The organism is Streptomyces sp. NPDC047971, assembly GCF_040653355.1.
In the GTDB taxonomy this organism is placed as follows: Bacteria; Actinomycetota; Actinomycetes; order Streptomycetales; family Streptomycetaceae; genus Streptomyces.
Window position 1 is genome coordinate 13,463 of the sequence record NZ_JBEZNW010000045.1, and the last position, 23,247, is coordinate 36,709.

24 protein-coding genes are annotated in these 23,247 nt (G+C 70.8%); 10 read left to right on the forward strand and 14 right to left on the reverse strand.

Annotated elements, in window-relative coordinates; genetic code table 11:
- The first annotated feature begins 65 nt into the window (after window positions 1-65).
- Entirely contained in the window at window positions 66-467 is a 402-nt protein-coding gene (locus AB0D99_RS30405; protein WP_362369372.1) for an SHOCT domain-containing protein, read from the forward strand.
- Window positions 468-608: 141 nt separating this feature from the next.
- On the opposite strand, the gene AB0D99_RS30410 is transcribed toward AB0D99_RS30405, so the two are convergent.
- A complete protein-coding gene (locus AB0D99_RS30410) occupies window positions 609-1,469 on the reverse strand; it encodes a ribonuclease BN (protein ID WP_362369375.1) in 861 nt (286 codons plus the stop codon).
- A 252-nt stretch (window positions 1,470-1,721) separates the two neighbouring features.
- Here AB0D99_RS30410 and AB0D99_RS30415 point away from each other — a divergent pair, with 252 nt between their 5' ends.
- Entirely contained in the window at window positions 1,722-2,798 is a 1,077-nt protein-coding gene (locus tag AB0D99_RS30415) for a mechanosensitive ion channel domain-containing protein (protein WP_362369378.1), read from the forward strand.
- Window positions 2,799-2,866: 68 nt separating this feature from the next.
- Here the strand turns inward: AB0D99_RS30415 and AB0D99_RS30420 are convergent, their stop codons facing one another.
- From AB0D99_RS30420 to AB0D99_RS30435, 4 genes are all read right to left on the reverse strand, one after another.
- On the reverse strand, window positions 2,867-3,244 hold the full coding sequence (locus AB0D99_RS30420) for a toxin Doc (protein ID WP_362369381.1): 378 nt from the start codon (window positions 3,242-3,244) through the stop codon (window positions 2,867-2,869).
- Window positions 3,245-3,248: 4 nt separating this feature from the next.
- Complete coding sequence (locus AB0D99_RS30425; protein ID WP_362369384.1) at window positions 3,249-3,500, reverse strand: antitoxin MazE7; 252 nt, start codon at window positions 3,498-3,500, stop codon at window positions 3,249-3,251.
- A 209-nt stretch (window positions 3,501-3,709) separates the two neighbouring features.
- Window positions 3,710-4,471 carry a hypothetical protein gene (locus AB0D99_RS30430; protein WP_362369387.1) on the reverse strand — a complete coding sequence of 254 codons (762 nt, stop codon included), beginning with the start codon at window positions 4,469-4,471 and terminating at the stop codon, window positions 3,710-3,712.
- Between the two features lie 843 nt (window positions 4,472-5,314).
- Complete coding sequence (locus tag AB0D99_RS30435) at window positions 5,315-6,127, reverse strand: SDR family oxidoreductase (RefSeq protein WP_362369390.1); 813 nt, start codon at window positions 6,125-6,127, stop codon at window positions 5,315-5,317.
- A 497-nt stretch (window positions 6,128-6,624) separates the two neighbouring features.
- Here AB0D99_RS30435 and AB0D99_RS30440 point away from each other — a divergent pair, with 497 nt between their 5' ends.
- Both AB0D99_RS30440 and AB0D99_RS30445 read left to right on the forward strand, forming a co-directional pair.
- Window positions 6,625-7,623 carry a nitronate monooxygenase family protein gene (locus AB0D99_RS30440; protein WP_362369393.1) on the forward strand — a complete coding sequence of 333 codons (999 nt, stop codon included), beginning with the start codon at window positions 6,625-6,627 and terminating at the stop codon, window positions 7,621-7,623.
- A gap of 96 nt (window positions 7,624-7,719) precedes the next feature.
- Entirely contained in the window at window positions 7,720-8,508 is a 789-nt protein-coding gene (locus tag AB0D99_RS30445; RefSeq protein ID WP_362369396.1) for an enoyl-CoA hydratase-related protein, read from the forward strand.
- A 30-nt stretch (window positions 8,509-8,538) separates the two neighbouring features.
- Here AB0D99_RS30445 and AB0D99_RS30450 read toward each other — a convergent pair whose 3' ends face one another.
- From AB0D99_RS30450 to AB0D99_RS30460, 3 genes are all read right to left on the reverse strand, one after another.
- Window positions 8,539-9,216 (reverse strand): TetR/AcrR family transcriptional regulator, encoded by a 678-nt coding sequence (locus tag AB0D99_RS30450; RefSeq protein WP_362369399.1) that lies wholly within the window; start codon window positions 9,214-9,216, stop codon window positions 8,539-8,541.
- A 238-nt stretch (window positions 9,217-9,454) separates the two neighbouring features.
- Window positions 9,455-10,030: an NUDIX hydrolase gene (locus tag AB0D99_RS30455; RefSeq protein ID WP_362369402.1), complete on the reverse strand. Its 576-nt coding sequence runs from the start codon at window positions 10,028-10,030 to the stop codon at window positions 9,455-9,457.
- A 154-nt stretch (window positions 10,031-10,184) separates the two neighbouring features.
- Complete coding sequence (locus tag AB0D99_RS30460; protein ID WP_362369405.1) at window positions 10,185-11,483, reverse strand: methyltransferase domain-containing protein; 1,299 nt, start codon at window positions 11,481-11,483, stop codon at window positions 10,185-10,187.
- A 617-nt stretch (window positions 11,484-12,100) separates the two neighbouring features.
- Between AB0D99_RS30460 and AB0D99_RS30465 the strand changes: the two genes are divergently transcribed.
- Window positions 12,101-12,784 carry a hypothetical protein gene (locus AB0D99_RS30465; protein ID WP_362369508.1) on the forward strand — a complete coding sequence of 228 codons (684 nt, stop codon included), beginning with the start codon at window positions 12,101-12,103 and terminating at the stop codon, window positions 12,782-12,784.
- Window positions 12,785-12,802: 18 nt separating this feature from the next.
- Here AB0D99_RS30465 and AB0D99_RS30470 read toward each other — a convergent pair whose 3' ends face one another.
- A complete protein-coding gene (locus AB0D99_RS30470; RefSeq protein WP_362369408.1) occupies window positions 12,803-14,293 on the reverse strand; it encodes a SulP family inorganic anion transporter in 1,491 nt (496 codons plus the stop codon).
- A 423-nt stretch (window positions 14,294-14,716) separates the two neighbouring features.
- Between AB0D99_RS30470 and AB0D99_RS30475 the strand changes: the two genes are divergently transcribed.
- A complete protein-coding gene (locus tag AB0D99_RS30475; RefSeq protein WP_362369411.1) occupies window positions 14,717-15,181 on the forward strand; it encodes a MerR family transcriptional regulator in 465 nt (154 codons plus the stop codon).
- Here the strand turns inward: AB0D99_RS30475 and AB0D99_RS30480 are convergent.
- Window positions 15,178-15,474, reverse strand: a complete 297-nt coding sequence (locus AB0D99_RS30480) for a DUF2188 domain-containing protein (protein ID WP_362369414.1) — start codon at window positions 15,472-15,474, stop codon at window positions 15,178-15,180. The two genes, AB0D99_RS30475 and AB0D99_RS30480, sit on opposite strands and share 4 nt — an antisense overlap.
- A 315-nt stretch (window positions 15,475-15,789) precedes the next feature.
- Between AB0D99_RS30480 and AB0D99_RS30485 the strand changes: the two genes are divergently transcribed.
- Window positions 15,790-17,331: a TerD family protein gene (locus AB0D99_RS30485; RefSeq protein ID WP_362369417.1), complete on the forward strand. Its 1,542-nt coding sequence runs from the start codon at window positions 15,790-15,792 to the stop codon at window positions 17,329-17,331.
- Window positions 17,332-17,393: 62 nt separating this feature from the next.
- On the opposite strand, the gene AB0D99_RS30490 is transcribed toward AB0D99_RS30485, so the two are convergent.
- Window positions 17,394-17,999 carry a hypothetical protein gene (locus tag AB0D99_RS30490; protein ID WP_362369420.1) on the reverse strand — a complete coding sequence of 202 codons (606 nt, stop codon included), beginning with the start codon at window positions 17,997-17,999 and terminating at the stop codon, window positions 17,394-17,396.
- A 286-nt stretch (window positions 18,000-18,285) separates the two neighbouring features.
- Here AB0D99_RS30490 and AB0D99_RS30495 point away from each other — a divergent pair, with 286 nt between their 5' ends.
- Together AB0D99_RS30495 and AB0D99_RS30500 are read left to right on the forward strand one after the other, a co-directional pair.
- Window positions 18,286-18,753, forward strand: coding sequence for a hypothetical protein (locus AB0D99_RS30495; protein ID WP_362369423.1), 468 nt, complete (start codon window positions 18,286-18,288; stop codon window positions 18,751-18,753).
- A 91-nt stretch (window positions 18,754-18,844) separates the two neighbouring features.
- Window positions 18,845-19,378: a hypothetical protein gene (locus tag AB0D99_RS30500; protein ID WP_362369426.1), complete on the forward strand. Its 534-nt coding sequence runs from the start codon at window positions 18,845-18,847 to the stop codon at window positions 19,376-19,378.
- A 107-nt stretch (window positions 19,379-19,485) separates the two neighbouring features.
- On the opposite strand, the gene AB0D99_RS30505 is transcribed toward AB0D99_RS30500, so the two are convergent.
- The 3 genes from AB0D99_RS30505 to AB0D99_RS30515 all read right to left on the reverse strand — a co-directional run bounded on the left by AB0D99_RS30505 (window position 19,486) and on the right by AB0D99_RS30515 (window position 21,341).
- Window positions 19,486-20,187, reverse strand: a complete 702-nt coding sequence (locus AB0D99_RS30505) for an SDR family NAD(P)-dependent oxidoreductase (RefSeq protein ID WP_362369430.1) — start codon at window positions 20,185-20,187, stop codon at window positions 19,486-19,488.
- A gap of 88 nt (window positions 20,188-20,275) precedes the next feature.
- The gene (locus AB0D99_RS30510) at window positions 20,276-20,785 is read right to left on the reverse strand and encodes a DUF427 domain-containing protein (protein WP_362369434.1); all 510 of its coding nucleotides are present in this window, start codon (window positions 20,783-20,785) and stop codon (window positions 20,276-20,278) included.
- Between the two features lie 163 nt (window positions 20,786-20,948).
- Window positions 20,949-21,341 carry a UBP-type zinc finger domain-containing protein gene (locus AB0D99_RS30515; protein WP_362369438.1) on the reverse strand — a complete coding sequence of 131 codons (393 nt, stop codon included), beginning with the start codon at window positions 21,339-21,341 and terminating at the stop codon, window positions 20,949-20,951.
- A 359-nt stretch (window positions 21,342-21,700) separates the two neighbouring features.
- Here AB0D99_RS30515 and AB0D99_RS30520 point away from each other — a divergent pair, with 359 nt between their 5' ends.
- Window positions 21,701-23,206, forward strand: coding sequence for a cryptochrome/photolyase family protein (locus AB0D99_RS30520; protein WP_362369441.1), 1,506 nt, complete (start codon window positions 21,701-21,703; stop codon window positions 23,204-23,206).
- Window positions 23,207-23,247: the final 41 nt, after the last annotated feature.

Consider the following 23,247-nt stretch of genomic DNA (forward strand, 5'->3'; position numbering starts at 1 on the left):
GCTTGTTCCCGCCGACCCGCCCCCGGTGCCGGAGAGTCGCACGGCGCGATCCGAGGAGAACGATCATGGACGACTATCCGTTGCTGAACGTGTTCTGGACCGTCATGTGGGTGTTCCTGTGGGTCATGTGGTTCATGCTGCTCTTCCGCATCATCGGCGACATCTTCCGGGACGACGCGTTGAGCGGCTGGGGCAAGGCGGGCTGGACGGTGCTCGTCGTCATCCTTCCCTTCCTCGGATGCTTCGTGTACCTCATCGCCCGAGGCAAGGGGATGGGGCAACGCGAGCTGTCCCGGGCACGTCACAACGAGCAGGAGTTCCAGGAGTACATACGGGCCGCCGCCACCGCCACCGGCGGGACGACCGATCACGCCGAGGCGCTCGGCAAGCTCGCCGACCTCAAGAACAACGGCGACATCACGGCGGCCGAGTACGAGCAGGCCAAGCAGAAGGTGCTCGCGAGCTGACGGCGGACGAGCAGGCCCAAGTCGTCGCGTGATGCGGCCTGTCGCGTACGCCGCCGGCAGGGCGGCGACCTGCCGAGCATCCGGACGAGCGGCGCTGCCGGGCATCCCGCCGGGCGGCGCCGCAGCCCCGGCCACTCGCGGCTAGTCCCCGGGTGTCCGCCCTGCGAAGCCGCCGCCCCGTGGGGTGCCCAGCAAGCGCGGGAACGGCCCCGACGTGGCCGCCACCTGCCCGAGCGCGATGCCCCCGACCACCACACAGCAGGCTGCGAGCAGCCAGGAGAGCAGGGTGAAGACATAGCCGAGGGATCCGAACTGGGCGAGGCTGCGCTCCATCGCCTTCGGCAGGAACATCCCCGACACGTAGACGTACGTCACCGTGCCGAACCCCGTGAGCACACCGCCGGGCAGCAGAGGCGCCCACCCGATGCGCCCGCCGAGCAGCAGATGCTGCGTCCACCACCACAGCAGCACGGCCGTCGACAGCGAGAGCAGGACGCCGAGCCGGCTGCCGGCGCCGAAGCCGTGACGCAAGGGAGCCTGGAACAGCACGGCGAGGAGCCATCCCACCAGCCATACGAGCCACCGCCAGGCGCTCAGCCGCGCACCGGCCCGGGGCAGATCCCAGCATCGCTCGCAGACCTGTTGCAGAGCGCGGCTCACCGCGGTCGCGGAGACGAGCAGGACGACGACTCCGACGGCCCCGAACGCGTCCTTCGTCACGCCCTGCGCCGCGAACGTCTCCTCGATGGTGTCGACCGGCGCGTTCTCACCGAACAGGGACTGGACGGACTCGGCCAGCACATCCTTGACCCGCTTCGGAGCGAACGCGGCCACGACGATGAGCAACGGCAGCGCGGCGAGGAACGTCTGCGCCGCCAGCCGCGCACCGGCGTCCATCCAGCGCACGGTGACCAGACGGGCAAGGATCCGGGTGACCACGGGCGTCCGCTGGGGAAACTCCTGGACCGATCGGGCCCAGTCTCTGAGCTGCTGACGATTCACGGTCCATTCCTCGCACAGAGCGGGTCGTCGACGGCTTCAGCAGCTCGCGCCGTGCGCGCCTCATCCGGGTGAATCGCGGCCGCCGTCGCCGAGCGGCGCCGGGCGTGAACCGCGTGAGCGATACGGACGGACGAGGCCCCACCTGCGACGGTCCCGCGGAGGGCCGGGGACGCGGGGTGTTTGGCAGACGATTCGGCGGTGAGGCGAGAGGCACGGAACTCGTGACGTGAACGACTCATCGACTGGGGAGCCATGGAGAGCCTTATTCGACTGGCGCTCGTGCTGGGCGGCTCGGCGCTCGTGACCTACGCCGCCGGCCGTGTGACAGACCTGCTGCTGCGACATGCGGACGCCCGCCATCCCGAGACCCCGCTCTGGGGCCTGCTGCGCCAGTGCCGCACACCGCTGTACGTCGTCCTGTTCACCGCGCTGCTGAGGTGGACCCACCGCGCCGTGGAGTGGGAGCCGCTGCGGGAACACCGGGCGGCGGTCCTCCACATCTTGCTGCTGTGCCTGATCGGGGGCGGCGCCTGGCTGGCCGTACGCGTGGCGTCGGCCACCGTCGAGTCGTCCTACGCGCGCTACGCGGGCCGGTCCCGCGACCCGGCACGGGTGCGCCGGGTCCGTACCCAGGTCACGCTCATCATGCGCGTGGTGGCCGTCGCCGTCGGCGTGATCGCCACGGCCATCGCCCTGGTCACCTTCCCGTCGTTCCGCGCCCTCGGGACGTCGCTGCTCGCCTCGGCCGGCATCATCGGCATCGTGGCCGGTGTCGCGGCGCAGTCGACGCTCGGGAACCTGTTCGCCGGCTTCCAGATCGCGTTCGGCGACATGGTGCGCATCGGCGACACGGTCGTGGTCGACGGCGAATGGGGAGTCGTCGAGGAGGTGACGCTCACCTTCCTCACCGTACGGACCTGGGACGAGCGTCGGGTCACGCTGCCCGTCTCGTACTTCACCTCCCGCCCGTTCGAGAACTGGTCGCGCGGCGGATCCGAGATGACCGGCACGGTCTTCGTCCACTGCGACCACTCCACGCCCGTCGAGCGGATGCGCGCCCACCTCCGGGACTTCCTGGAGACCTGCCCCACCTGGGACCGCCGGGGCTGGGACCTGGCCGTCACGGACACGTCCCCGACGGGCATAACGATCCGCGCGCTGGTGACCGCGAAGGACGCCGACGACGTGTGGACCACGCGCTGCGCGGTGCGCGAGGAACTCGTCGCCTGGCTCAGCCGCGAGCACCCCGACGCCCTCCCGCGCATCGCCACCATGCAGGTGGAGGGAGCGGGAGCCGTGCCCGAGGCTCGGGACAGCAGCGCCCACTGACGGGCACGGAACGCGGCAGGGGCCCGAGCGGGCCGACCGCGCGCGACGCGCAACCCCGGCAATGAGCTCTACGAGGTGCGGAGGGACCTCAGACGATCGGCGATGTCGTACGAGTCGAGGCGCAACGACCGGATCTCGTGGATCAGGTCGCGCCACGGCTCGAACGACGTGTCCACGTGGTGACCGGAAGCCTCCAGATAGGAGATGGCGATGCCGTAGCCGTAGAGCTCGTTCCGGGCCGGGAGCGGGCGCAGCAGCACGCATCCCTCCAGCAGCACGGCGGCGCGCCAGAAGGCGTCCGGGTCCGCGTGGTCGAGCCGGGGGGTGTTCACCCGGTGGCGGGCCGACATCGCGACCAGCACCGAGAGGTCGTTGACCGTGAGGTCCTTGCGCAGAATGGCTTCCTGACGCTCCAGGAGCCAGCGGTGGTCGATGTGCAGATCCACAGGGTCAGGCCGCCCGCTGCGTCTCGTGCTTCGTCACCGACGGAAGCCCGCCGAATTCGGCGTCGAACCGGTCCATGACCCCTGGCGCGCTGATGGCGCGACGGAACGCGGCCGTGGCGGTGTCCTGCAGCCGCTCCTGCTCCTTCTCGGCGGCCACCTGCGCGAGGTAGTCCTTCATGGACATCCCCGCGTCGTCGGCCAGGGCCTTGAACCGGTCCCGAGTAGCGTCGTCGATCTTGACGGTCGTGTCTGCCATGGATTGAGTATGCCGTGCGGTATACGGCGGCGGCTACCCCCTGGGGCCGTGTATCCGACCGCCGGGGTGGCCGCCGGCAGCCGCTCGGGGCGCATCCGACTTCCGTCGCGCCGCGACGGAGCACGGCTTCCGCGGTGCTTCAGCGAGAGTGGCGTCGGGATTCGGCGCGGCGACACCGCCCCCGCTGACGGAGGCGGTGGAGTGCGCGATCAGACCGCGGTGGTGATCAGGTCGGTCAGGGGCTGGGCCGAGTCCGTCCCGGAGTGGCCGAGGGGTGCGTCGAAGCTCCAGACGAGGAAGAGCAGGAAGACCACGAGGGCGCTGAAGGTGGTGGCCAGGAGCAGTTCGCGTGCGGAGCGGCGGATCTGCAAGGTGTAGAGCAGGCCGAGTGTGACCATGGCCCCGGCGACAAGGCCGATCCACAACGCGGCGGGAAGGGTCGTGCCGGCCGTGTCCAGGCGCTGGTGACGGGCGTCGTCCGCCGCCGCCACCTGGTCGAGGAGCGGCTGGTACGCCTGCGCCTGGAGTTCGTCGGCCGGGGTGCGGTGAGCGATGTCGCTCCGGATGCGCCCCAGCAGTTCGGCGCCGGTGCCGTCGACGGGCGCGCCGTCCTTCAGGGCGGGCCACTCGGATGTGACGGCATGGCGGGCGTACGCGTCGATGTGGCCCTTGATCTGCGTCCGGAAGGAGGCCGGGTAGACGTCGAGGCGCTGGTCGATCTCGTACAGGGCCTGAGCCTCGCGCTGGACGGTGTCCTCGGCCGCGTTACGGGCTTCCCACACGCCGGCGATCGCCAGACCGAGCACGATGGCGTAGACGACGCCGACCATCATGACCATGTACTCCAGCACGTCCGGCGTCTCGGAGGTGTCCTCGTCCGCTGCCACGCGGCGGTGCCGCACGACGGTCGCCGTGACGACGAGAACGCAGACCAGGACCGAGGCCAGGGTGTAGACGAGCCATTCCGGCATTGCACAACTCCAGGACGAGCGAAGCGATGTGTACGAACGAGGTGGCAGGCGCGGCGGGCCGGTCGCGGACCAGTCGGCCCACCGGGGAGACGCTGGTCAGCCACGGGCGCGGCGGCGCGACCCCGGCCGCAGCGCGGCGGCGGCCAGAACGGCCGGCAGAGTGACCACGACCGTGGACATGGTCATCGACATTCCGGCCGGCGCCGGGCGCGACGGCCCGCCGGTGTACTGCGAGCGGGGTTCCCACTGGTAGGCCCCGGCCGCCTGCGCCGCGGGTGACGGCGCGGGTACCGGGGTGGTCTCCGGCACCTGGTCGGCCGGTGGGGTCCGGTCCGGTCCGCGAACGGGGGGCGCCGGTGCGGGAGGTGCCGGGGCCGCCTCCGGCGGTGCCGGGAGCGAAGGCGCGGGCGGCCTCGGCGACGCCGGTTCCGGTACCGGTGGGGAGGGCTGCGGCGGTGACGGCCACGACGTCGGCGGCGGGGTGGTGGACGGGGGAGACGGCGGCGGGGACGACGGTGCGCAGTCCGGCTGCGGAGACTCGGGTGTCTCGTCGCCGTACCCCATGTCGACCACCACGTCAGGGGCGCACACCACCAGACGATCGCCGGTGGGGGTGTGCTCCATGACGACGGCGACACCGCCGTGCGGAGGCAGCGGACACAGGGCCGCCGCAGCCCCCAGACCGATACCGATCCAGCCACCCACCCGTCATTCCTCCCCGTGGTCAAGCGGGCGGGGATGCCGCCCTCCGACGCTGCCACTGCAGGTAACGATCATGGAGGGGGCCGGTCACGGACTCCGGACGTGCCACTTGGCATCGGAGTGAACGAATCTCCACCGCTTTCACCGCGAGACCGACGCGAGGAATCGGCCGGCTTCCTCGATGCCTCGGACGCTCTCGTACGATCCACCGCCGTCGCAGGGGATCACGGCGCCGGAGATGTAGCCGGCAGCCGAGGACGAGAGGAACATCGCCAGATCGGCGATCTCCTCCTTCGTTCCGAACCGGCCCAGCGGAACGGTCTTCACCGACCTGTCGCCTCGCGGGTCGTCTCCCGGTGACAGCCGTGCCAGACCTTCCGTACCGGCGATCGGGCCCGGTGCGATCGCGTTCACACGTATGCCCCGGCCGCCCCACTCCAGGGCGAGCACGCGGGTCAGCTGGTCCACTCCCGCCTTCGCCGCGCAGACATGGGCCTGGTAGCGCACGGGGATCACCGCCTGCGGTGCGGTGATGTTGATGACCGACGCGCCCGGAGCGAGGTGCTCGAACCCGGCACGCATGACGTGGAAGGTGCCGTTGAGGTCGATGTCCACGACCACCTTGAAGCCGTTCGACGACAGCTGGTTCGCCTCGGCCAGGAAGTTGCCGGCCGCCCCCGAGACCAGGACGTCGACCGGTCCGAACGACGCGCTCACCGACCGGAAGACGTCCTCGACCGACCCCATGTCCCGCACATCGGCCACGAATCCGCGCACGGGATTCCCGTGTGCGCCGAGCCTCTCGACGGCCGCGTCGACGTTGGCCTGCTTCCGGCTGGCCACCGCCACCGCGGCGCCCCGCGCGGCGAACGCCTCGGCGATGGCCAGGTTGATGCCGGACGTACCGCCGAACACCACCACCGTCTTGCCGCTGAAATCGAACGTGATGTCCACGCGCACTTCTCCTCGGGTGCTCTGACATCGTCGGCGCTCCGATCGCCGGAGCCGGAGTCAGGTGACGGCAGCGTCGGTCAACCTGACAAAATAGTCAAGTGCCGCCTCTCGATGTCGACGTCTCGTGGAGGTGATTCCGTCGGTGATGTCGAGGTGTGCATCGGCTGCTTACCGATGGCAGTCGTACGCCATCGGTGCGCCCAGGTGTGGAGGGGTGGATGTCCTGTCTGAACGGACTCCTCTCCTGTGATGCCGATCTCAATGACAAAAAAGTCAGCCGGTCGAGATGAGCGGATCGCGCATCGGGAAGCCGCTGGTGAGGGCCGCTGAGGAGGGGTGGAGAGGGGGGCTCGTGGGGTTCTCGTGCCGCGTGATGCCCCGGCGGCGTCCCTTGCTGGATTGTGCAACGAGTTGCACAATCGCTGCCTGTCCCAGCCGAGAGCCCTCCTGCCGGCCATGTTCGCCGCGGGCTCACCCAAGCCGCTCAAGGAGCCGCCATGCCGTTGCCCCCTGCCCTGTCACTGCCCCTCACCCTGCCCGTCGTGGGCTCGCCCCTGTTCATCGCCTCGGGCCCCGAACTGGTCATCGCCCAGTGCCAGGCCGGTGTGATCGGCTCGTTCCCGGCCCTGAACGCCCGGCCCGCCTCACAGCTGTCCGACTGGCTGGACCGCATCACCGAGGAGACCGCCGCCTACGCGGCCGCCCACCCGCACGCCGTCGTCGCCCCCTTCGCGGTCAACCAGATCGTGCACCGCTCCAACAACCGCCTCGACCTCGACATGGACGTGATCGTGAAGCACCGGGTGCCGATCGTCATCACGTCACTCGGGGCCCGTCCCGAGATCAACGACGCTGTGCACTCCTACGGAGGGACCGTCCTCCACGACGTGACCAGCAACGAGTTCGCCCACAAGGCCGTGGAGAAGGGCGCCGACGGCATCATCGCCGTGGCCGCCGGTGCGGGAGGACACGCGGGCACGCAGTCCCCCTTCGCGCTGGTCCAGGAGATCCGCGCGTGGTTCGACGGCCCGCTGCTGATGTCCGGGGCCATCGCCCACGGGCGGTCGATTCTGGCGGCCCTGGCCGCAGGCGCCGATCTCGCCTACATCGGCTCGGCCTTCCTGGCCACGGCGGAGGCGAACACCGCGCCCGCCTACAAGCAGATGATCGTCGACAGCACGGCAAAGGACATCGTCTACAGCAACCTGTTCACCGGCATCCACGGCAACTACCTGCGCGGAAGCATCGCAGCCGCCGGACTGGACCCCGACGACCTCCCCGAATCCGACCCGTCCGCGATGGACTTCGGCTCGGGCGGCACCACGGAGGCCCGAGCCTGGAAGGACATCTGGGGTTCGGGCCAGGGCATCGGTGCCGTCACGCAACGCCTCACGGTCGCCGACCTGATCGGGACGTTCAGGGCGCAGTACGAGGCCGCCGTGCAGGCCCTCGGCGCCAGAACCTCCGTTCACTCGACCCCGCCCAGGACTCCCTGACCCCTCTCCACAGGTACGCACCACCGCCCCCGCCCGGGACTCCCTGACCCTTCTCCACCCCGTACGCACCACCGCCCACGCCAGGAACGGAACCCCATGACGCAACCCCCTGCCGTCACCACCTCCACACGAGGTCCTGTCCGGACGATCAGGCTCGACCGACCGGCCAGGATGAACAGCCTGGACCTGAGCACCAGGAGGCAGCTGCTGACGGCGGTGCAGACAGCGGCCGACGACCCCGAGGTCCGCGCCGTGGTCCTCACCGGAACCGGACGGGCCTTCTGCGTAGGGCAGGACCTGGAGGAAGCACGGACCGCACCGGGCCCCGACGCCATGGCCAACGCGGTGCGCGAGCACTACAGCCCGCTCATCAGGACCCTGCTGACGACGCCCAAACCCGTCATCGCCGCCGTCAACGGGGTCGCGGCGGGCGCCGGCATGGCACTGGCGCTCGCATGCGACGTCCGTATCGCCGCCACGTCCGCGACGTTCACCACCGCGTTCGCGGGCATCGGCCTGTCATGCGACACCGGGATCTCCTGGACCCTCCCCCGAATCGCCGGACGAGCAGTGGCAATCGACCTGTTGCTGCGCCCCCGTCTCCTCGGCGCGGCGGAAGCACTCGACCTGGGACTGGTCCACCAGGTCTCCGCAGACGAGGACCTCCATGCCACGGTCCACCGCAGCGCCGCCGCGCTGGCCGCCGGCCCCACCGTCGCCTTCGCGGCCATGAAGGCCGCCGTGACCCACGCGTCCGCATCGACGCTCGACGCCGCGCTGGAGTACGAGGCGCGGCAGATCGCACACACCGGCGCCTCTGACGACTACCGTCTGGGCCTGGACGCCTTCCTCACCAAGCAGAGGCCGTCCTTCACGGGGCGGTGAAGCGACCGAGCGCCGGTGCCCTACCCGGCGTCAGTCGGACGCCGTGGCCGCCGAGGCGCGGGCGGCCCACCCCTCGTCGGGCGCACCCTGCAACCCGATGGCCGACGCCCACAGTCGAGAAAGGTGATCGACGACCGTGTCCTCGTCGAAGGGCTCCTCCATGGCGGACCGTGCGTGGGCGACCTGCTCGACCATCGACCCCAGCGCCAGCGCCGTCAGACGCGGGTCCAGATCCGGATTGGCCAGACCCGCGTCCTGCAGACGCTTCAGGCCCTTCGTGGCACGACCGACATAGAACTCGCGGATCTCGACGACGATCTGCCGCAGGGCCTCGTCCGCGGCAGCCCCCTGCTCCACGAGCCGCAGCACCTTCGACGCCCTGTCCCAGGCGCGGAGGTAGAGGCGGTTCGACTCCACGAGCTTCGCGTACGGATCGCCCACGACGTCCGGCGACACCAGGCTCGATGCCAGCAGCTCGCCCGCGACCGATCGGACGACATGGTGCAGAAGGTCGTCGCGGGACTCGAAGTACGTATAGAACGTTCCGTACGAGACGCCGGCGGCCTGCGCGACCGCTTCGGGGCTGAAGGCGGACCAGCCCTGCCGCTCCAGGATCTCCCGCCCGGCGAGAACCAGGGCGTCACGAGTACGCCGACCACGCGTCGTGGTCGGCGGCGTCGGGGCCGGCTTGGTCCTCTGTCGTCCCATGCTCCCCATCATCGCACCACACACCCAACGCCCCTCAGCGCGCGACAGCCCGCTCGCCCCCCTCCCCGGGCTCGACGTCCCCCGCCGGCGCTCCGCGCGAGCCGTGCGACGGATGGGCAGGCGGATCCCTACGGAACGGATGGGTCGGCGGGGTCATCCGTACGGACCGGATGGGCTGGAGGATCGGTACGGACCGGATGGGCTGGAGGATCGGTACGGAACGGATGGGCCGGCGGGGTCATCCGTACGGAATCGGATGGGCCGGCGGATCCGTACAGGACGGAGGGGTCGGAGGATCGGTGCAGAGAGGATCGCTGTCCCAGTCCCAGGCGCCGACGTAGGCCGCAACCCCGGTCCGGCGGGCCTCCACGAGAGAGGAGAGCCGGGTGAAGTCCCGTGCGGGCATCAGCGCCCGCCAGCCCTCCAGCGGGAGAACCCGCACCTCGTCGTGCTCCTCGGGGGCGAGCGTCAGGCCGGCGATCTGCCGGTCGGTCAGCCGCCCGCCGTCGAAGACGAAGCCCGTGGTCGCCAGGGGCCATGCCGCGCCGGGCAGACCGAAGACGGCCGCCAGCAGACGCGGCGGCCCCGGCACCACCAGCCCCGTCTCTTCCTCGGCCTCCCGGACCGCGGTCTCCCACGGACGTTCGCCGGGCTCGGCCGAACCACCCGGCAGCTGCCAGGGATGCTCGGTGCTGTACACGGCGTGCAGCTGGACGGGCCGGTCGTCCATGTCGGTGAAGAACAGCGCGCCGAACACGGTCGCCTTCGGCAGCGACGCCGCGTACTCCTCGGGCGGGAGCCATCCCTCCGTCATGACACGCCCTCTTCCCGGCGGCTCTCCCGCCTCAGGTGCTCCCGAGCGGAGCCCAAGGCGGTGCGAGCGAGGCCGCGGCGCCCTTGCGCGGGTTCGACGCGAATGACCGGCCGTGGGACGGCGGCCGCCGAGGCCGGTGCGCCTGCTCGGGGTGTCATGACGGGCTCCTCGGGTGGGTGCCGGTGGGAAGAGGGGCAGGGGACACCGCGGCGACGGGGCCCTGCGACGGCGTGGTCATGGCGTCTTGCCGGGGCACGGTGGCGAGCGCGGGGAGAGTCCAGGTGAGCGCGTTCCTGCCGGTGCCGGAGACGACGTGCTGCGGGCCACCTCCATCGGGGAGTTCGACGACGTGGCGGTCCGGGCGGCCGGCCTCGTCCCAGCGGGCGTGCAGGTCTTCGAGCTCGGCCCAGACGTCCCGGCGGCCGTGCACGCGAACGGTGCCGTCGCCCGGCCCGGCAACCGCCCAGGAGTCGTCGTCGGGCGCGACGATGGTCATCGTCTCGGCCTGGAAGTCCCGCACCAGACTGCCGTTCCCGAGCATGTGGGCAGCGGCGATCCAGAAGCCGTACGCGTCGTCCGCCGGCGGAGCCAGCGTGGTCGGGCGCGATCGGCCGGGATCGGCCTCGATGCGGGCGCGGTGGTCCAGCGCAGTGAGCCACCGGTGGCCGAACATCGGCCGGTACCCGCGCTGCGTCCCCTTCAGCACCGCCTCGACCTCGCCGGCGGGAGTACGAGTGACCAGCACCTGCCCGGGCCAGCTGGGGGTCCTGGTGGCGAGCGTGGTCAGGAGCATCCCGCCCGGCGCGAGCTGTTGGACCCACGCGGTCGGGACGCAGGGGACGCCGATGCCGGAGTGGATCCGGTCGTAGCAGCCTCCGGCCGGGTGCCCGTCGAGGGCGTCGCCTTCGACGACCGTCGCGCCGAGGGCGAGGTCGTCCACGTTCCGCCGGGCGAACGCGGACATGTGCCCGTCGTGCTCCACACCGGTGGCGTGACCGGGTCCGGTGACGGCGGCGGCGAGCGCGAGGGAGACTCCCGGACCCGTGCCGAGGTCCAGGAACGAGTGTCCCGGCTCGACGCGCAGGGCCTGCAGGGCTCCGACGGTGGCCGGGGTGTAGGTGGACATGGAGGACATGTGGCCCCCGGAGACGGGGCCGCGGCGAAGGGCGTCAAGGGGCTCGCCGTCTCGCTGCAGCAGGATCGACTCGTCGCTGTGGATCAGCCCGAACCACTCCTCCCGGTCCTCGGGATGGGCGCCCTGGAGGAGTCGCCATTCGATGGGGTCCGCGCCCGGGCCGCTGACCCGAACGTAGGCGTGGGGGAGGAGCACTTCGCGCCGCACGCGGAGCAGCGCCTCGCGGAGCCGGCAGTCGGTCAGGACACCATCGGACACGAGGCGATCGACCATGGCGGCCCGCGCACCGTGCGTGGCGGCGTTCAGATCGGCGGACACAGTTCCTCCTTCGAAGACGAATGATCGGGGGCCGACCGTCGGGCGACGACTCAGCTGCGGACCGGAGGACGGGGGAGTGGTGGCGGCGGTGGCACGGGTGGCTTCTCCGGGTGGGGTGACGACGACGCTTGTGGTGGGGTGGACGACGCTTCTGCGGGGCTCAACGAGCGGACCCGGTCATCGAACACATGTGTTTCGGACGCTGTGCGAACCCCGTAGTGACGCGTCAGTCTGTCGATGCCGGGTGCATCGACCCGTGCGACACGAGGGCCGAAGCCTGGACGGGATGTGGCCGAAACGTGCCTGGGCCACGGCCGCGTACCCACGACGCGTACGCATCCCGCGCCGTGCCCCTCCCTCCCCCTGGCGGTGGGCCGAGACCTGGCGGTGATCGCCGCCTCCCCGGATTCAACCGCTACTACCGGGCCTGCTGTGTACCGTGTGCGGTGGTGGTCGAGCCGATGACAGCCGGGGCGCCCCCGGGTAAGTTGGTGATCTTCGGCTGGCGAGAGCTTCCGGAGTCCCCAGAGGTAACGCCCGTGACGCATCTCGATCAGACCCGCAGACGACGACGCCTCGATGGCGCGATGGACGGCGTGGCCGTCACCTTCCGGGGGATGACCGCTCACCCCGACGAGTCCAACTGCGAGTGCCACTGGGGCAGCGCGGAAGAACTCGCGCGACTGAAGGTCGCGGACGCGGAGCTGGACCCTGATCTGCTGAGGCGCACATGGCAGGCCATCGACTGGAGCGATCACGCGTCCGTGCTGCGCCGGATCCTCCCCCAGCTGACCTCGGCCCTCGTCAGCGGCCACGTCGCCCCCACGACCGGCCTGGAGGACGTCGGGCGTTGCTTCGCTCTCGGCAACTGGCAGCAGTGGCCTGTCGAACAGGCGGCCGCAGTGGAGGAGTTCCTGCAGGCGTGGTGGATGTACGCGCTCAACGATCCCCACCCCACCGTTCCTCCGTCCGAGCTCCTCGTCCTGCTGGCCGAGGCAACGGGAAGTCTGAGCCGCTGGCTCAGCACCTGGGAATCACTCGAGAACCCCGTGGCCGACCGGCATCTGGTCACAGCAGCAGAGCAGTGGGAGTACGACCTGCTGGCTGACGAACTTCCCTGGTACGCGTGGGAGAACCAGGAGGAGATGCGCGTCGAGCTCACTGCCTGGCTCGTCCGCCGAGCTCCTTCCCGGCTGCGCTCCCGAGGCGCATCCGAGGAGCTGCAGCACCGGATGCGACTGCTCGGCCTCACCGGCCCCGCCCGCTGGACGGACCCCCACTGGCCGGGCCACCGCTACTGATCGACTGAGCTGCGCGGATCAGTGGCCCGCCGCGAGTTCGCCGCTGAGTTTGCCGTGGAGCCCGGCGCTGGGGTCGTTGAGACCGGTGATGGCGACGGTCTTGCCGCGCTGTGCGTACTTGGTCTCGATGGCGTCGAGAGCGGCGACGGAGGAGGCGTCCCAGATGTGTGCCCCGCTGAGGTCGATGACGACCTTGTCCGGGTCGCCTGTGTAATCGAACCGCCCGACGAGATCGTTGGAGGAGGCGAAGAACAGCTCGCCGGTCACTCGGTAGACGACGGTGGTGCCGTCGGGGTCGAGGACGGCGGTCACGTCGGCGAGGTGGGCGACCCGCTTGGCGAAGATCACCATGGCGGTGACGGAGCCGATGACGACTCCGATGGCGAGGTTGTGGGTGGTGACCACGCAGGCCACGGTGACGAGCATGACGAGGATCTCGCCGGCGGGCATGCGCTTGAGCGTCTTGGGGGCGACGGAGTGCCAGTCGAAGGTCGCGAACGACACCATGACCATCACGGCGACGAGGGCCGCCATCGGGATGTCGGAGACGATCGGGCCGAAGGCGATGCACAGCACCATCAGGAACGCGCCTGCCAGGAAAGTGGACAGACGGGTGCGGGCGCCGGACACCTTCACGTTGATCATCGTCTGGCCGATCATGGCGCAGCCGCCCATGCCGCCGAAGAATCCGGTGACGATGTTGGCGATGCCCTGGCCGATCGATTCGCGGGTCTTGTTCGAGTGGGTGTCGGTGATGTCGTCGACGAGCTTGGCGGTCATCAGCGACTCCATGAGGCCGACCAGCGCCATCGCGAAGGCGTACGGGGCGATCGTGGTCAGGGTGTCCAGCGTGAACGGCACGTCCGGCAGACCCGGGACCGGGAGGGCCGACGGCAGCTCGCCCTTGTCGCCGACGGTCGGCACCGCGATGGCCGCGCCGACGGTGATGGCGGTCAGGATGACGATGGACACGAGCGGAGCGGGGATCACGGTGGTGATCTTCGGGAAGAACACCATGAGCACCAGGCCGCCGGCGATCAGCGGGTACACCGGCCAGGGCACGTCCGTCATCTCGGGGACCTGGGCCATGAAGATGAGAACGGCGAGGGAGTTGACGAAGCCGATCATCACCGAGCGCGGGATGAACCGCATCAGCTTCGCCACCCCGAGCGCGCCGAGCGCGACCTGGAACACGCCGGCGAGGATGACAGCGGCGATCAGGTGGCCCAGGCCGTGCTCGCGGTTGAGCGGGGCGATGACGAGGGCGACCGCTCCGGTCGCGGCGGAGATCATGGCACGCCGTCCGCCGACGATCGAGATGACGACGGCCATCGTGAACGAGGCGAAGAGCCCGAGCGCCGGATCGACCCCGGCGATGATCGAGAACGAGATCGCCTCGGGGATCAGCGCGAGGGCGACGACCAGACCCGCGAGGACCTCGGTGCGCCAGACCTTCGGGTCGGACATCCAGTCGGGCTTCAGCCCGCGCAGGCGCGCGGTTGCGGACACGGAGGCGACAGCAGAAGACAAGGGAGGCGAACCTGTCGTGCTCAGGCGCACCCCTGCGGCGGACCGGGGCGCGCGGAAGGACGCGGAGAGACCGGGCCGGCCTTCCGCGGGCGGCTCCGCCGGCGGCGGATCCGGAAGTGGAGGGGAGCGGAGCGGGACCGCGCGGTGGCGCGACCGGGCTCACGTCCGGCGGTGAGGCATCACGGCGGGCAGGCGACGGCGACGGGCGTCATGGGCTCACGCACGCGGGGCTCCTGCGAGAATCGGATCTTCGCCGGGGGCACCGTAGGCTCCGACGTGGCAACGGAAGACAGGGAAACACCGCCTCACCGCCGGCAACTCTACCCTAACGTTAGGGTAGAGATAGGCGGCCCTGGTCGGGCCGAGATCGCCGGCGACGAGAGAGGCAGTGGGACCAGGGGCGTGGACGGCACACACATGCAGATCGGCGAGGTCGCCGCACGTACGGAGCTGTCCTTGCGCACGATCCGGCATTACGAGGAGAGCGGCCTCGTCGTTCCCTCTGCCCGGTCCCAGGGCGGCTTCCGCCTCTACACGGAGAGCGACGTCTCCCGTCTGATGGTGATCCGCCGGATGAAGCCGCTCGGTTTCACCCTGGACCAGATGCGCGATCTTCTGGATGCCACGGACCGCCTCGACGCCGAGGGCCCCCGGCTCGGAGCGGAGGAACGCGAAGAACTCCTGGAGCGCGTGCGCGGCTATCAACGCTCAGCCGCGGAACAGGTGGAGAGGCTGAGGGTCCAACTCGCCCGCGCCGAAGACTTCGAAGGCACCCTCCGAGCGCGCCTGGAGCAGGACGAACCCACCCTCGACTCCTCGACCGGAGCGGGCGGGGACCAGGGCGCGGCGGGTCGGGCCGGGGCCTAGAAGACGCCTCCGCGTTCCCCGGGCCGGCGGCCACGCTCGGCAGGTGTCGCAGCGGGGGCGTCGCCGTAGGTGTACGCGGTCCGGACGTGTCCGTCGCGGGCATGGACGACGACCTGTGCCGGGGTGTGGTCCTTGGCGCGGTCGCGTGCCGAGTCGATCGCTTCCTTCTGCGTACGGTGCGGCTCGTGCAGCACCCGACGGCCTTCTCGCCCCTCGACCTGCCACTTCACGCCTGCGGCCGCCGCTCGCTCACCGGACGGTGTGACGTGGTAGACGGTCTGCTTCGCTGCCATGATCCTTCTCCTCGCCGTTCCGGCGTACTCCGGCGCCCAGACGCCGCAGCCTTCGGGAGCCTCCGGAGTCCCCGGTCGTTCGGACTTTCAGGCTATGCGGGCCCGGCCCGTGATCGCACCTACTCGCGGTCGGGCCATGGACGGTGACCTGCCCATACGGGCTTGAGGAAGTACCAGCGCGGAGGGCCTCGACCCACCTCATGGAACCCGGCGGAGGACCGAGCGGGTGGTACCGGTGGACGCGCGGAGGTGGCAACGATCCGGCGACGCACATGCCCGTGGACCTGCCCCGGGGCAGCGTGCCAGCATGACGCGGTGACGCAGATCATCAAGGGGGAGAACCTGCCGATCCCCGGGCAGGCATGGCGTATCGAGGTCGTCCACGAGGCGGTCGGCGACGGAGTGCCGGAGGTGACCTCCTCCGCGCTGTTCCTGGACGCCACTGGCAAGGCCCTCGGGCGACTGGCCCTCGAACAGGATGGAGGCGTGGGCGACCGGCCCGCGCACGGGCTGGACCTCGACACCGAGCGCATCGGGCCGGAAGTCCAGCGTGTCGTGATCGTCGCCGTGGTCCAGGACGGCGGGCTCGGGCAGGTTCCCGGGCTGTCGGTGCGGACGTTGAGCGCCGCGACCGGGGAGCGGTTGGCCCTGTACGAGATCGATGGCGCGACCATCGAGACCGCGCTCGTCCTGGGCGAGTACTACCGTCGTGACGGTGGCTGGAAGTTCCGCGCAGTGGGCGAGGGCTACGAAGCGGGGTTGAAGGCGCTGGAGGAGGACTTCGGCCTCTCGCGGCCGACGCCGGAGCTGAGCGGCCCGGTGCCGCTGGAGCTCCCGCGCGGGGCGGTGGGCAAGGCATCGGCTCCGGCAGGTGCGCTGCCGGTGGCGCTGCCCGGTGGGGCCGTCGGTAAGTCGACAGGGACTGCGGCCGGTACGCAGTGGGGGCGGGGCCCGAGCTCAGCCCAGGGCCAGGAGCAGGGCGAGGGGCGCGGAGGCGGCCGGGGTTTGACGAAGGGTGAGGCCGAGGGGAACGTCCCGGGTCCCCATGCACCGCCTACATTCACCCCGGACCGGTCCGAGCCCCGGCCCGGCGACCCGTCCCAGGGCCGGAGGCCGCGCGAGGCTTCTTCCCCGACCCCGTCCCGAGGGCCGAGAGCCATGACAGTGCTTCCCTCGCCGACCCCGTCGCCCGAGGCGGTCGACGCCGCCGGGACTCTCGGCGGGGAGTTCGACGACATCGTGTACAGCGGGCGGGGCAGCGCCAAGTTCTCCATGGACGCGACCCCGCCGCCGGGCTACGTCCTGGTCGACTTCGCCCGGACCGGCAAGGGCTCCTTCCAACTGGACTCCATCGACTGGAACGGTAGGGAGGCCGTCGACCTCGGGAACTCTGCCACCTCCGACCGGTTCGAGAGACGCGTGATGTGGTGCGACAACCTGTACCCACTGCGCTTCCGCGTCGAGTGCGGTGAACGCGACGAGTGGACCATCGTGATCCGGCCCGTGAGCGGGGCGCGGCTGCTCGGGGCGGCGGCCACCGGCTGGGGCTCCGAGGTGCTGATCCACACCGGGCCTGCCGGCGAGTTGGTCTCTCGCTTGAGGTCGCCGGACGAAAACGCCTCTCTCCGTGTCATGGGGCACAAGCCGCGTCGCCCCGGTGCCCCCGCCCCCTACCCGGACGTGCTGGCGAGCGACTACGGCCGGCGCCGGAAGGACGCACAGGAGCTGTCGGAGGGGCCGCTGCTTGTGGCAGTCGTCCAAGGAATGGGCGACTGGTCCCTGGAAATCCGTCCCTCCAGGAGCGTCCCGCAGCAGGAGAAGCGCTCCGGCTTCTGGCGCCGCATCATCGGGTCCTAGATCGCCCGCCGCCCAGCGTGCGGAACGAGGGCCAATTGGGGGCGGGTTCAGCCGAGGACAGGTCAGGCCGTCACCAGGTCGGAGATGAGCGCGGCGGCAGCGGCCTTCGTCAGCCGCTTGCAGGCCGTCGCGGCCTTCTCGCGCGGCTTGCGCGGCGTGATCCCCGTGCCTTTGGTCGCCCTGGTGTACGCGGCGTCGAACTCTGGGAGGCCCGCCTTCTCGGCAAGGGCGACCAGATACCTGACCTGCTTCTCGGTGGCCGGCTCCGCCTTGGCAGCGGCCTTCCGCTTCGCGCTCTGCTCGCGAACCCTGCCGTAGTGGAGGTCGTTCGCCGACTTGCGCGCGGCCTCCGCCTCCGGGCTGCGGCTGGTGACGTGAACCTGCTCGTGGGACGTCTGGGACCCCGGCTGCCCGGTCACCGCCTCCCACAGCGCGTTGGTCGTCAGAGCGCCCTCGTCGACGCCTTCGGTCAATCCCGGTCCCACGAGCCCGTAATAGCCGCTGTTACCGCGAGCGATGACCGTGAAACCGGCGGGGACGGCATGCGCCGTGAGCCAGTCCTGACCGCAGTCGCAGTGGTTGGCGTGGTAACGGCGCCACTTGGACTCGAGCGGCTCGTAGACGAGCCGGTTACCGTAATACTTCGGATCACGCGCGAACCCTGACACCCGACGCCCCCTGTGAGATCGCAACTACGGCCCGAGTATCCCAGCGCTCTCCGACTCGCCGGCCGTGAACCGGCGACTCCGTGCCTTCTCGGCCAACTCTCGGCCGGATCGTCTGCGAACCCGTTGCGGCGGACGGGCACGGGCAGACGGTCACGTCATGGCCATGGGGAGACGGATCGCGGGTGAGCTGACCTTTTCGGGTACGAACTGCTCTGACCGTGGTGCACGTTTACACATCCGCGACCGAACGAGCGGGAGCGGTCGTCGAGATGGCAGGATCGCCGGCATGAGTGAGTGGGGGATCGCCCTGATCGCCGCTGGCGCCGCCATCGCGGGCAGCGTCGCGACCGGGTTCTTTGCATGGAAGGCCGGCCACCGGCAAGCCGCCGCGGCGGAGGCGGCGGGCCATGCGCAGGCGAACGCTCTGATCGCCACCGTGCAGGCCACCCTCGACGAACAACGGCGCGCCCGGGCGATCGAGCAGCGCCGACAGGTCTACGTCCAGTTCCTCGATGCCGCAGGCCGTTTCACGAACGGCACCGGAGTCCTCCTCCAAGCCACGCCGAGCGCCGCCTACCCGGAGGACGTGCGCGCCGCACTGTTCACGGTGATCCTGGAAGGTCCGCCCTCGGTAGCCGACGCGGCCCGCGACTTGGTGCAGTCCCTCGCAGAGCGGCGCCCCGCGCCGGACTCCCGCGAGGCGGCGCAGAACCGCTTCATCGAAGCCGCCCGCCACGCCCTCGACGAGACCTGACAGGCACCGTCCAGGGGACGCCCGACCGACCGGTTCACCTGCGGCCACAGATGCCGGCGGGGCTGTCAGTCCTGGTTCCTATGATCACCGCATGTCTGATGCATTCACCGTCCTTTGGACCCAGGACACCTGCCGCGCGCTCCGTAAGGCAGGTCGTGTGGGCGAGCGGCCGCCCGTTGCCTACTCCGGCTTTCACCAGTCCCTGCCCACCTGGTCCGGAGCCCGCGCCGGCGACGATGTGTACGCCCTGCACGTGAACCGCTGCGAGGTCTTCGTGGTGTCCCGCATGCGCGTGCTCGACATGGAACGCCGCGCCTGCTGCGGCACGGCCCCACAGGAGTGGAGCGACCCCTCGTTTCCCGGGCACGACGACTGGTCGATGCTCGGCGCCGGCGGCTGCGGAGCCACCGCGGTGCATGTGGACGCGACACCCGTCTGCTTCGGGACGCAGATACCGGGTGAGCTGTTGCCCGTGCTCACCTGGCGCAACGGCCGGGGCAAGACCCGCAACCTGAAGTACGTGGTGGACGGCAGACTGGAGCGCTCGGTCAGCCTTCAGGGCTTCTACCGGCTCACTCCCGAGTCGGCCGACCTGCTGGCCGGCCTCGTCGACGTTCCCCGATGAACAGGAGGTGGGGAGACAACGAGGCGTAGGTCTGACCATCCCGATTGTGTCGGCTGCGTGCTGACGACCGCCGTCATCGCGGGCGTCACCCGCGCCCCGCAGAAGAACTAGCGGCCGACGGCTGGGTTCCCTGGGCGCTCTGCCGAGGCCCCGTGCGCGGTCAGAATCGGTGCGACCACGAGGCGCGCCACCGTTTCCTCCGGGTCGGCACCCGGCCGGAGGGCCGGGGCGCGGCCCACCACCGGGCGCTCGGCGAAGCCCGTGTTCAGGTGCGGCAGACGCGCGTCGGTGACGGTGACGCGCCGGCGGCGGGCCTCACGGCCGGCGATCCCCAGCCAGGTGGCAAGTGCCGTCTTGGCCGCCGCGTAGTCGGCCATTCCCAGGGCGGGCCGGTCCACGATCTCCCCGGTCACCACGACGGCCGCGCCTCCCGCCGGAAGGATCCCAAGGGCGCCGCGCACCACCGTGATGGGCGCCAGGGCGTTGACGGTGAACAGGTGCTCGCTCGCGGGGATGGCCGTCTCGGAAGCCGGACCGAACCCCGCCACGCCCACCGCGACCACGACGGCCTCAAGACCTCCCAGCGCGGCGTACGCCCATCCGGCCAGACCCGCGCAGCGATCGAGGTCGTAGGCGTCGAACTGGCGCCACGGCCGTCCGCCGAGCTCCTGGGCCCTCTCCTCCAGCCTGCCTTGGTCGCGGCCGGCGAGCGCGACGTCCGCCCCGTGTCCGGCCAACTGGCGAGCGGCCGCGCCACCGACCGCGCCGCTCGCCCCGACCACCAGCACCCGCAGGTTCGTCTCGCCCATGACCTGTTCCTCTCCAGGGCTGTGTTCACTCGTGGGCCTGCCTCTCTCACGTCATTCGGAGGCCGGGGAGTGTGCGAGGCCGGCCCAGTCACCAGCCCAAGGTGCCGGGCTCGCCCTTGAACGGGCCCGTGATCTCGTCCGTGATCCATCCCCCGTAGAACCCGCCCACCTGCGCCCGCACCGGCTCGCCTTCGACCGTGCATGCCTCGACGAGGTCGGGGTAGAACGCGAAGTGGCCGGCGATGGCCTCGTAGCCGGGTCTCGGCTCCTCGTAGCTCCAGGCGGCGTCCGGTACGGGCGGATGCCCTGTCGTTCCCCGCAGGGTCCAGTAGGTGGCGACGCCCTTCCACTCGCACACGCTCCGCCTCCCGCTCTCGGACGCGGACAGGAACTCGACGCGTACGTCCGTCCGGGGAACGTAGAACACCGGCGGATGACTGGTCTCCAGCACCCTCAGGCAACGGTGGGAGTCGGCCAGCGTCACGCCTCCATGCCGCACCACCACGTGTCGTGCGTCGGCGTCGACCCGGGGCGGACGCGGGTAGTCCCAGACCGATTCCGTCGGCGTACGTCCGCGCTGCCCCGATGTTCCGCTCACGACTCCGCCTCTCGTCCGTTCGATGCGCCCGGCACGTCGCCTGGGATCGCTTCGGTGCCCCGGCTACGGTCGGGCATCACGGCTCGTGGACGACACGGCCGGGCGGGCTGTCCGCCGCGGTCGGCCCTCGACGTGTGCAGCGTGGCCGCCGCCGTCGATGCCCTCATGGGCTTTCACCGGACCGAATCAGGAAGACCTCGTCGGCGAAGCACCAGGCCCAGTCCTCGTCGGCGGCGAGCGAGAGGCCCACAGGATGCCCGGTCCGTGTGTAGTGGTCGTGCGCGTGCGCGCCCCGCGAGCTGTCGCAGCATCCGACGTTCCCGCACGTCACGCACCTGCGCAGTCGCACCCAACGCCAGCCGCGGGACAGGCAGTCCGCGCAGCCCACCGTTCGCGTCGGCGTCGAGCCTGCTGTCGAGAGGAGCCCGAGATGGGCGCAGGGACGCCCGTACGGCCGTCCACCATCCGGCGCGACCTCCCAAGCTTCGGCATCGACCACCCCGCGCTCCTCACTGGGGACACTCACCACCACACCCTCCTCACGCGGCCCGTCCACGACACTTCTTCCGTGCCAGGTGCGCTGATGGATGCGTCAGCCGGCCGACCCCGCGGCAGGCGACCGGCCACCGTGCTGCGTCCAAGCATCGGGCACGCCGCGAAGAACGCGTGCGGGGCCGTCCGCTCACCCCGTGTCCGGACCATTCCGGCGGATCCGGGATTCCTCGGGGCGGTGCCCCCTTCCTCACCCTCGGTGGCAGACCATGACAGCATCCCGCCGCTTCTCCAGCCCGCAGACGAGCTTCCGCGACCCCCCGCCCCTACGTCGGCGATCCACTGCCGGTGCTGCCAGCGCCCAGCGCTCACGGTTCACGACCTTGGGGGCGCAGATCCCCGCCTCGGACGGGAGGCCGGCCGATGACCCGCGCGCACTGGCTCTTCGGTGACCAGCTGGGTCCCGCGTTCATCGCCGCCGACACCGGTGGCCCCGATCCTGACGCCGGCCTGCTGATGATCGAGTCACGCTCCGTTTTCCGGCGCCGGAGATTCCACCGCGCCAAAGCGCATCTGATCCTCTCGGCGATGCGCCACCGGGCCGCCGAACTCGGCGACCGGGTCACGTACGTCAGAGCCGACTCGTACCGCGAAGGGCTGCGGAAGGCCGTGGGCCGAAAGCCGGTCACCGTTCACCACCCGACGTCGCGGCGCGCCGCGGACTTCGTGAACGCCCTCGCTAACGTGACCGTCCTTCCGCCGCGCGGCTTCCTCGTCACCCGGGAGGACTTCGCCTCCTGGGCCGACGCGCACGAGCACGGCGGTCTCCGCCTGGAGCAGTTCTACCGACACGTGCGCCGCGAGCACGACCTGCTCATGGAGGGGAGCGAGCCGGCGGGCGGCCGGTGGAACCTGGACCACGACAACAGGGAATCACCGCCCCCCGGTGCCCGGAAACTCGGCGCTCCGGCCCCGTACCGCCCCCGCGAGAACGACATCGACGCCGAGGTCCGCCACGACCTGGACCGCTGGGAGCGCGACGGCGACGTGTCGTTCGTCGGCCGGGACGGACCGCGGATGTTTCCCGCGAGCCGCCGCGAGGCACTCGCGGCCCTGCGGCGCTTCGTGGAGCACCGGCTCCCCGGCTTCGGAGCGCACGAGGACGCGATGCTGGCCGCCGACCCCGTACTGAGCCACAGCCTGTTGTCGTCCTCGCTGAATCTGGGCCTGCTCCATCCGGCCGAGTGCGTGGACCGGGCCGAGGCCGCGTGGCGGTCCGGGGAAGCGCCCCTCAACTCCGTCGAGGGCTTCGTCCGGCAGATCGCCGGATGGCGGGAGTACGTCTGGCACCTGTACTGGTACTTCGGCGAGGACTACCGGACGTCCAACGCCCTCGGACACACGACACGGTTGCCGTCGTGGTGGAACGAGCTGGACGCGGACGCGGTGACCGCACACTGCCTCTCCGTCGTCCTGCGCCAGGTGCGGGACACCGGATGGACTCACCACATCCCACGGCTCATGATCCTCGGCAGTTACGCACTGCAGCGCGGCTGGGATCCGGCGGCGCTGACCGACTGGTTCCACCGCTCGTTCATCGACGGCTACGACTGGGTGATGCTGCCCAACGTGGTGGGCATGTCGCAGTACGCGGACGGTGGCCGGATGACCACCAAGCCCTACACGTCGGGCGGCGCCTACATCGACCGGATGAGCGACCTGTGCGGGGGCTGCCGCTACCGCCCCGACCGCCGGGTCGGAGAGGACGCCTGCCCGTACACCGCCGGCTACTGGAGCTTCCTGCGCCGTCACCGCAGCCTGCTGCGCCACAACGCCCGTACGTCCGGCCCGGTCAGCGGCCTCGACCGGTTGTCGGACCTCCCGCAACTGCTGCGCCAGGAGCAGGAACGCGGGGACGCGGCCCCGTGAGGCGAGTCGGTCCAGGGAGCCGAGGAGAAGCCTCCCCTGGA

Coding starts and splice junctions, on each gene's coding strand:
- AB0D99_RS30405 (WP_362369372.1), top strand. CDS start 66: ATGGACGACTATCCGTTGCTGAACGTGTTCTGGACCGTCATGTGGGTG.
- AB0D99_RS30415 (WP_362369378.1), top strand. CDS start 1,722: ATGGAGAGCCTTATTCGACTGGCGCTCGTGCTGGGCGGCTCGGCGCTC.
- AB0D99_RS30425 (WP_362369384.1), bottom strand. CDS start 3,500: ATGGCAGACACGACCGTCAAGATCGACGACGCTACTCGGGACCGGTTC.
- AB0D99_RS30430 (WP_362369387.1), bottom strand. CDS start 4,471: ATGCCGGAATGGCTCGTCTACACCCTGGCCTCGGTCCTGGTCTGCGTT.
- AB0D99_RS30440 (WP_362369393.1), top strand. CDS start 6,625: ATGCCGTTGCCCCCTGCCCTGTCACTGCCCCTCACCCTGCCCGTCGTG.
- AB0D99_RS30445 (WP_362369396.1), top strand. CDS start 7,720: ATGACGCAACCCCCTGCCGTCACCACCTCCACACGAGGTCCTGTCCGG.
- AB0D99_RS30450 (WP_362369399.1), bottom strand. CDS start 9,216: ATGGGACGACAGAGGACCAAGCCGGCCCCGACGCCGCCGACCACGACG.
- AB0D99_RS30455 (WP_362369402.1), bottom strand. CDS start 10,030: ATGACGGAGGGATGGCTCCCGCCCGAGGAGTACGCGGCGTCGCTGCCG.
- AB0D99_RS30465 (WP_362369508.1), top strand. CDS start 12,101: ATGACCGCTCACCCCGACGAGTCCAACTGCGAGTGCCACTGGGGCAGC.
- AB0D99_RS30480 (WP_362369414.1), bottom strand. CDS start 15,474: ATGGCAGCGAAGCAGACCGTCTACCACGTCACACCGTCCGGTGAGCGA.
- AB0D99_RS30495 (WP_362369423.1), top strand. CDS start 18,286: ATGAGTGAGTGGGGGATCGCCCTGATCGCCGCTGGCGCCGCCATCGCG.
- AB0D99_RS30500 (WP_362369426.1), top strand. CDS start 18,845: ATGTCTGATGCATTCACCGTCCTTTGGACCCAGGACACCTGCCGCGCG.
- AB0D99_RS30505 (WP_362369430.1), bottom strand. CDS start 20,187: ATGGGCGAGACGAACCTGCGGGTGCTGGTGGTCGGGGCGAGCGGCGCG.
- AB0D99_RS30520 (WP_362369441.1), top strand. CDS start 21,701: ATGACCCGCGCGCACTGGCTCTTCGGTGACCAGCTGGGTCCCGCGTTC.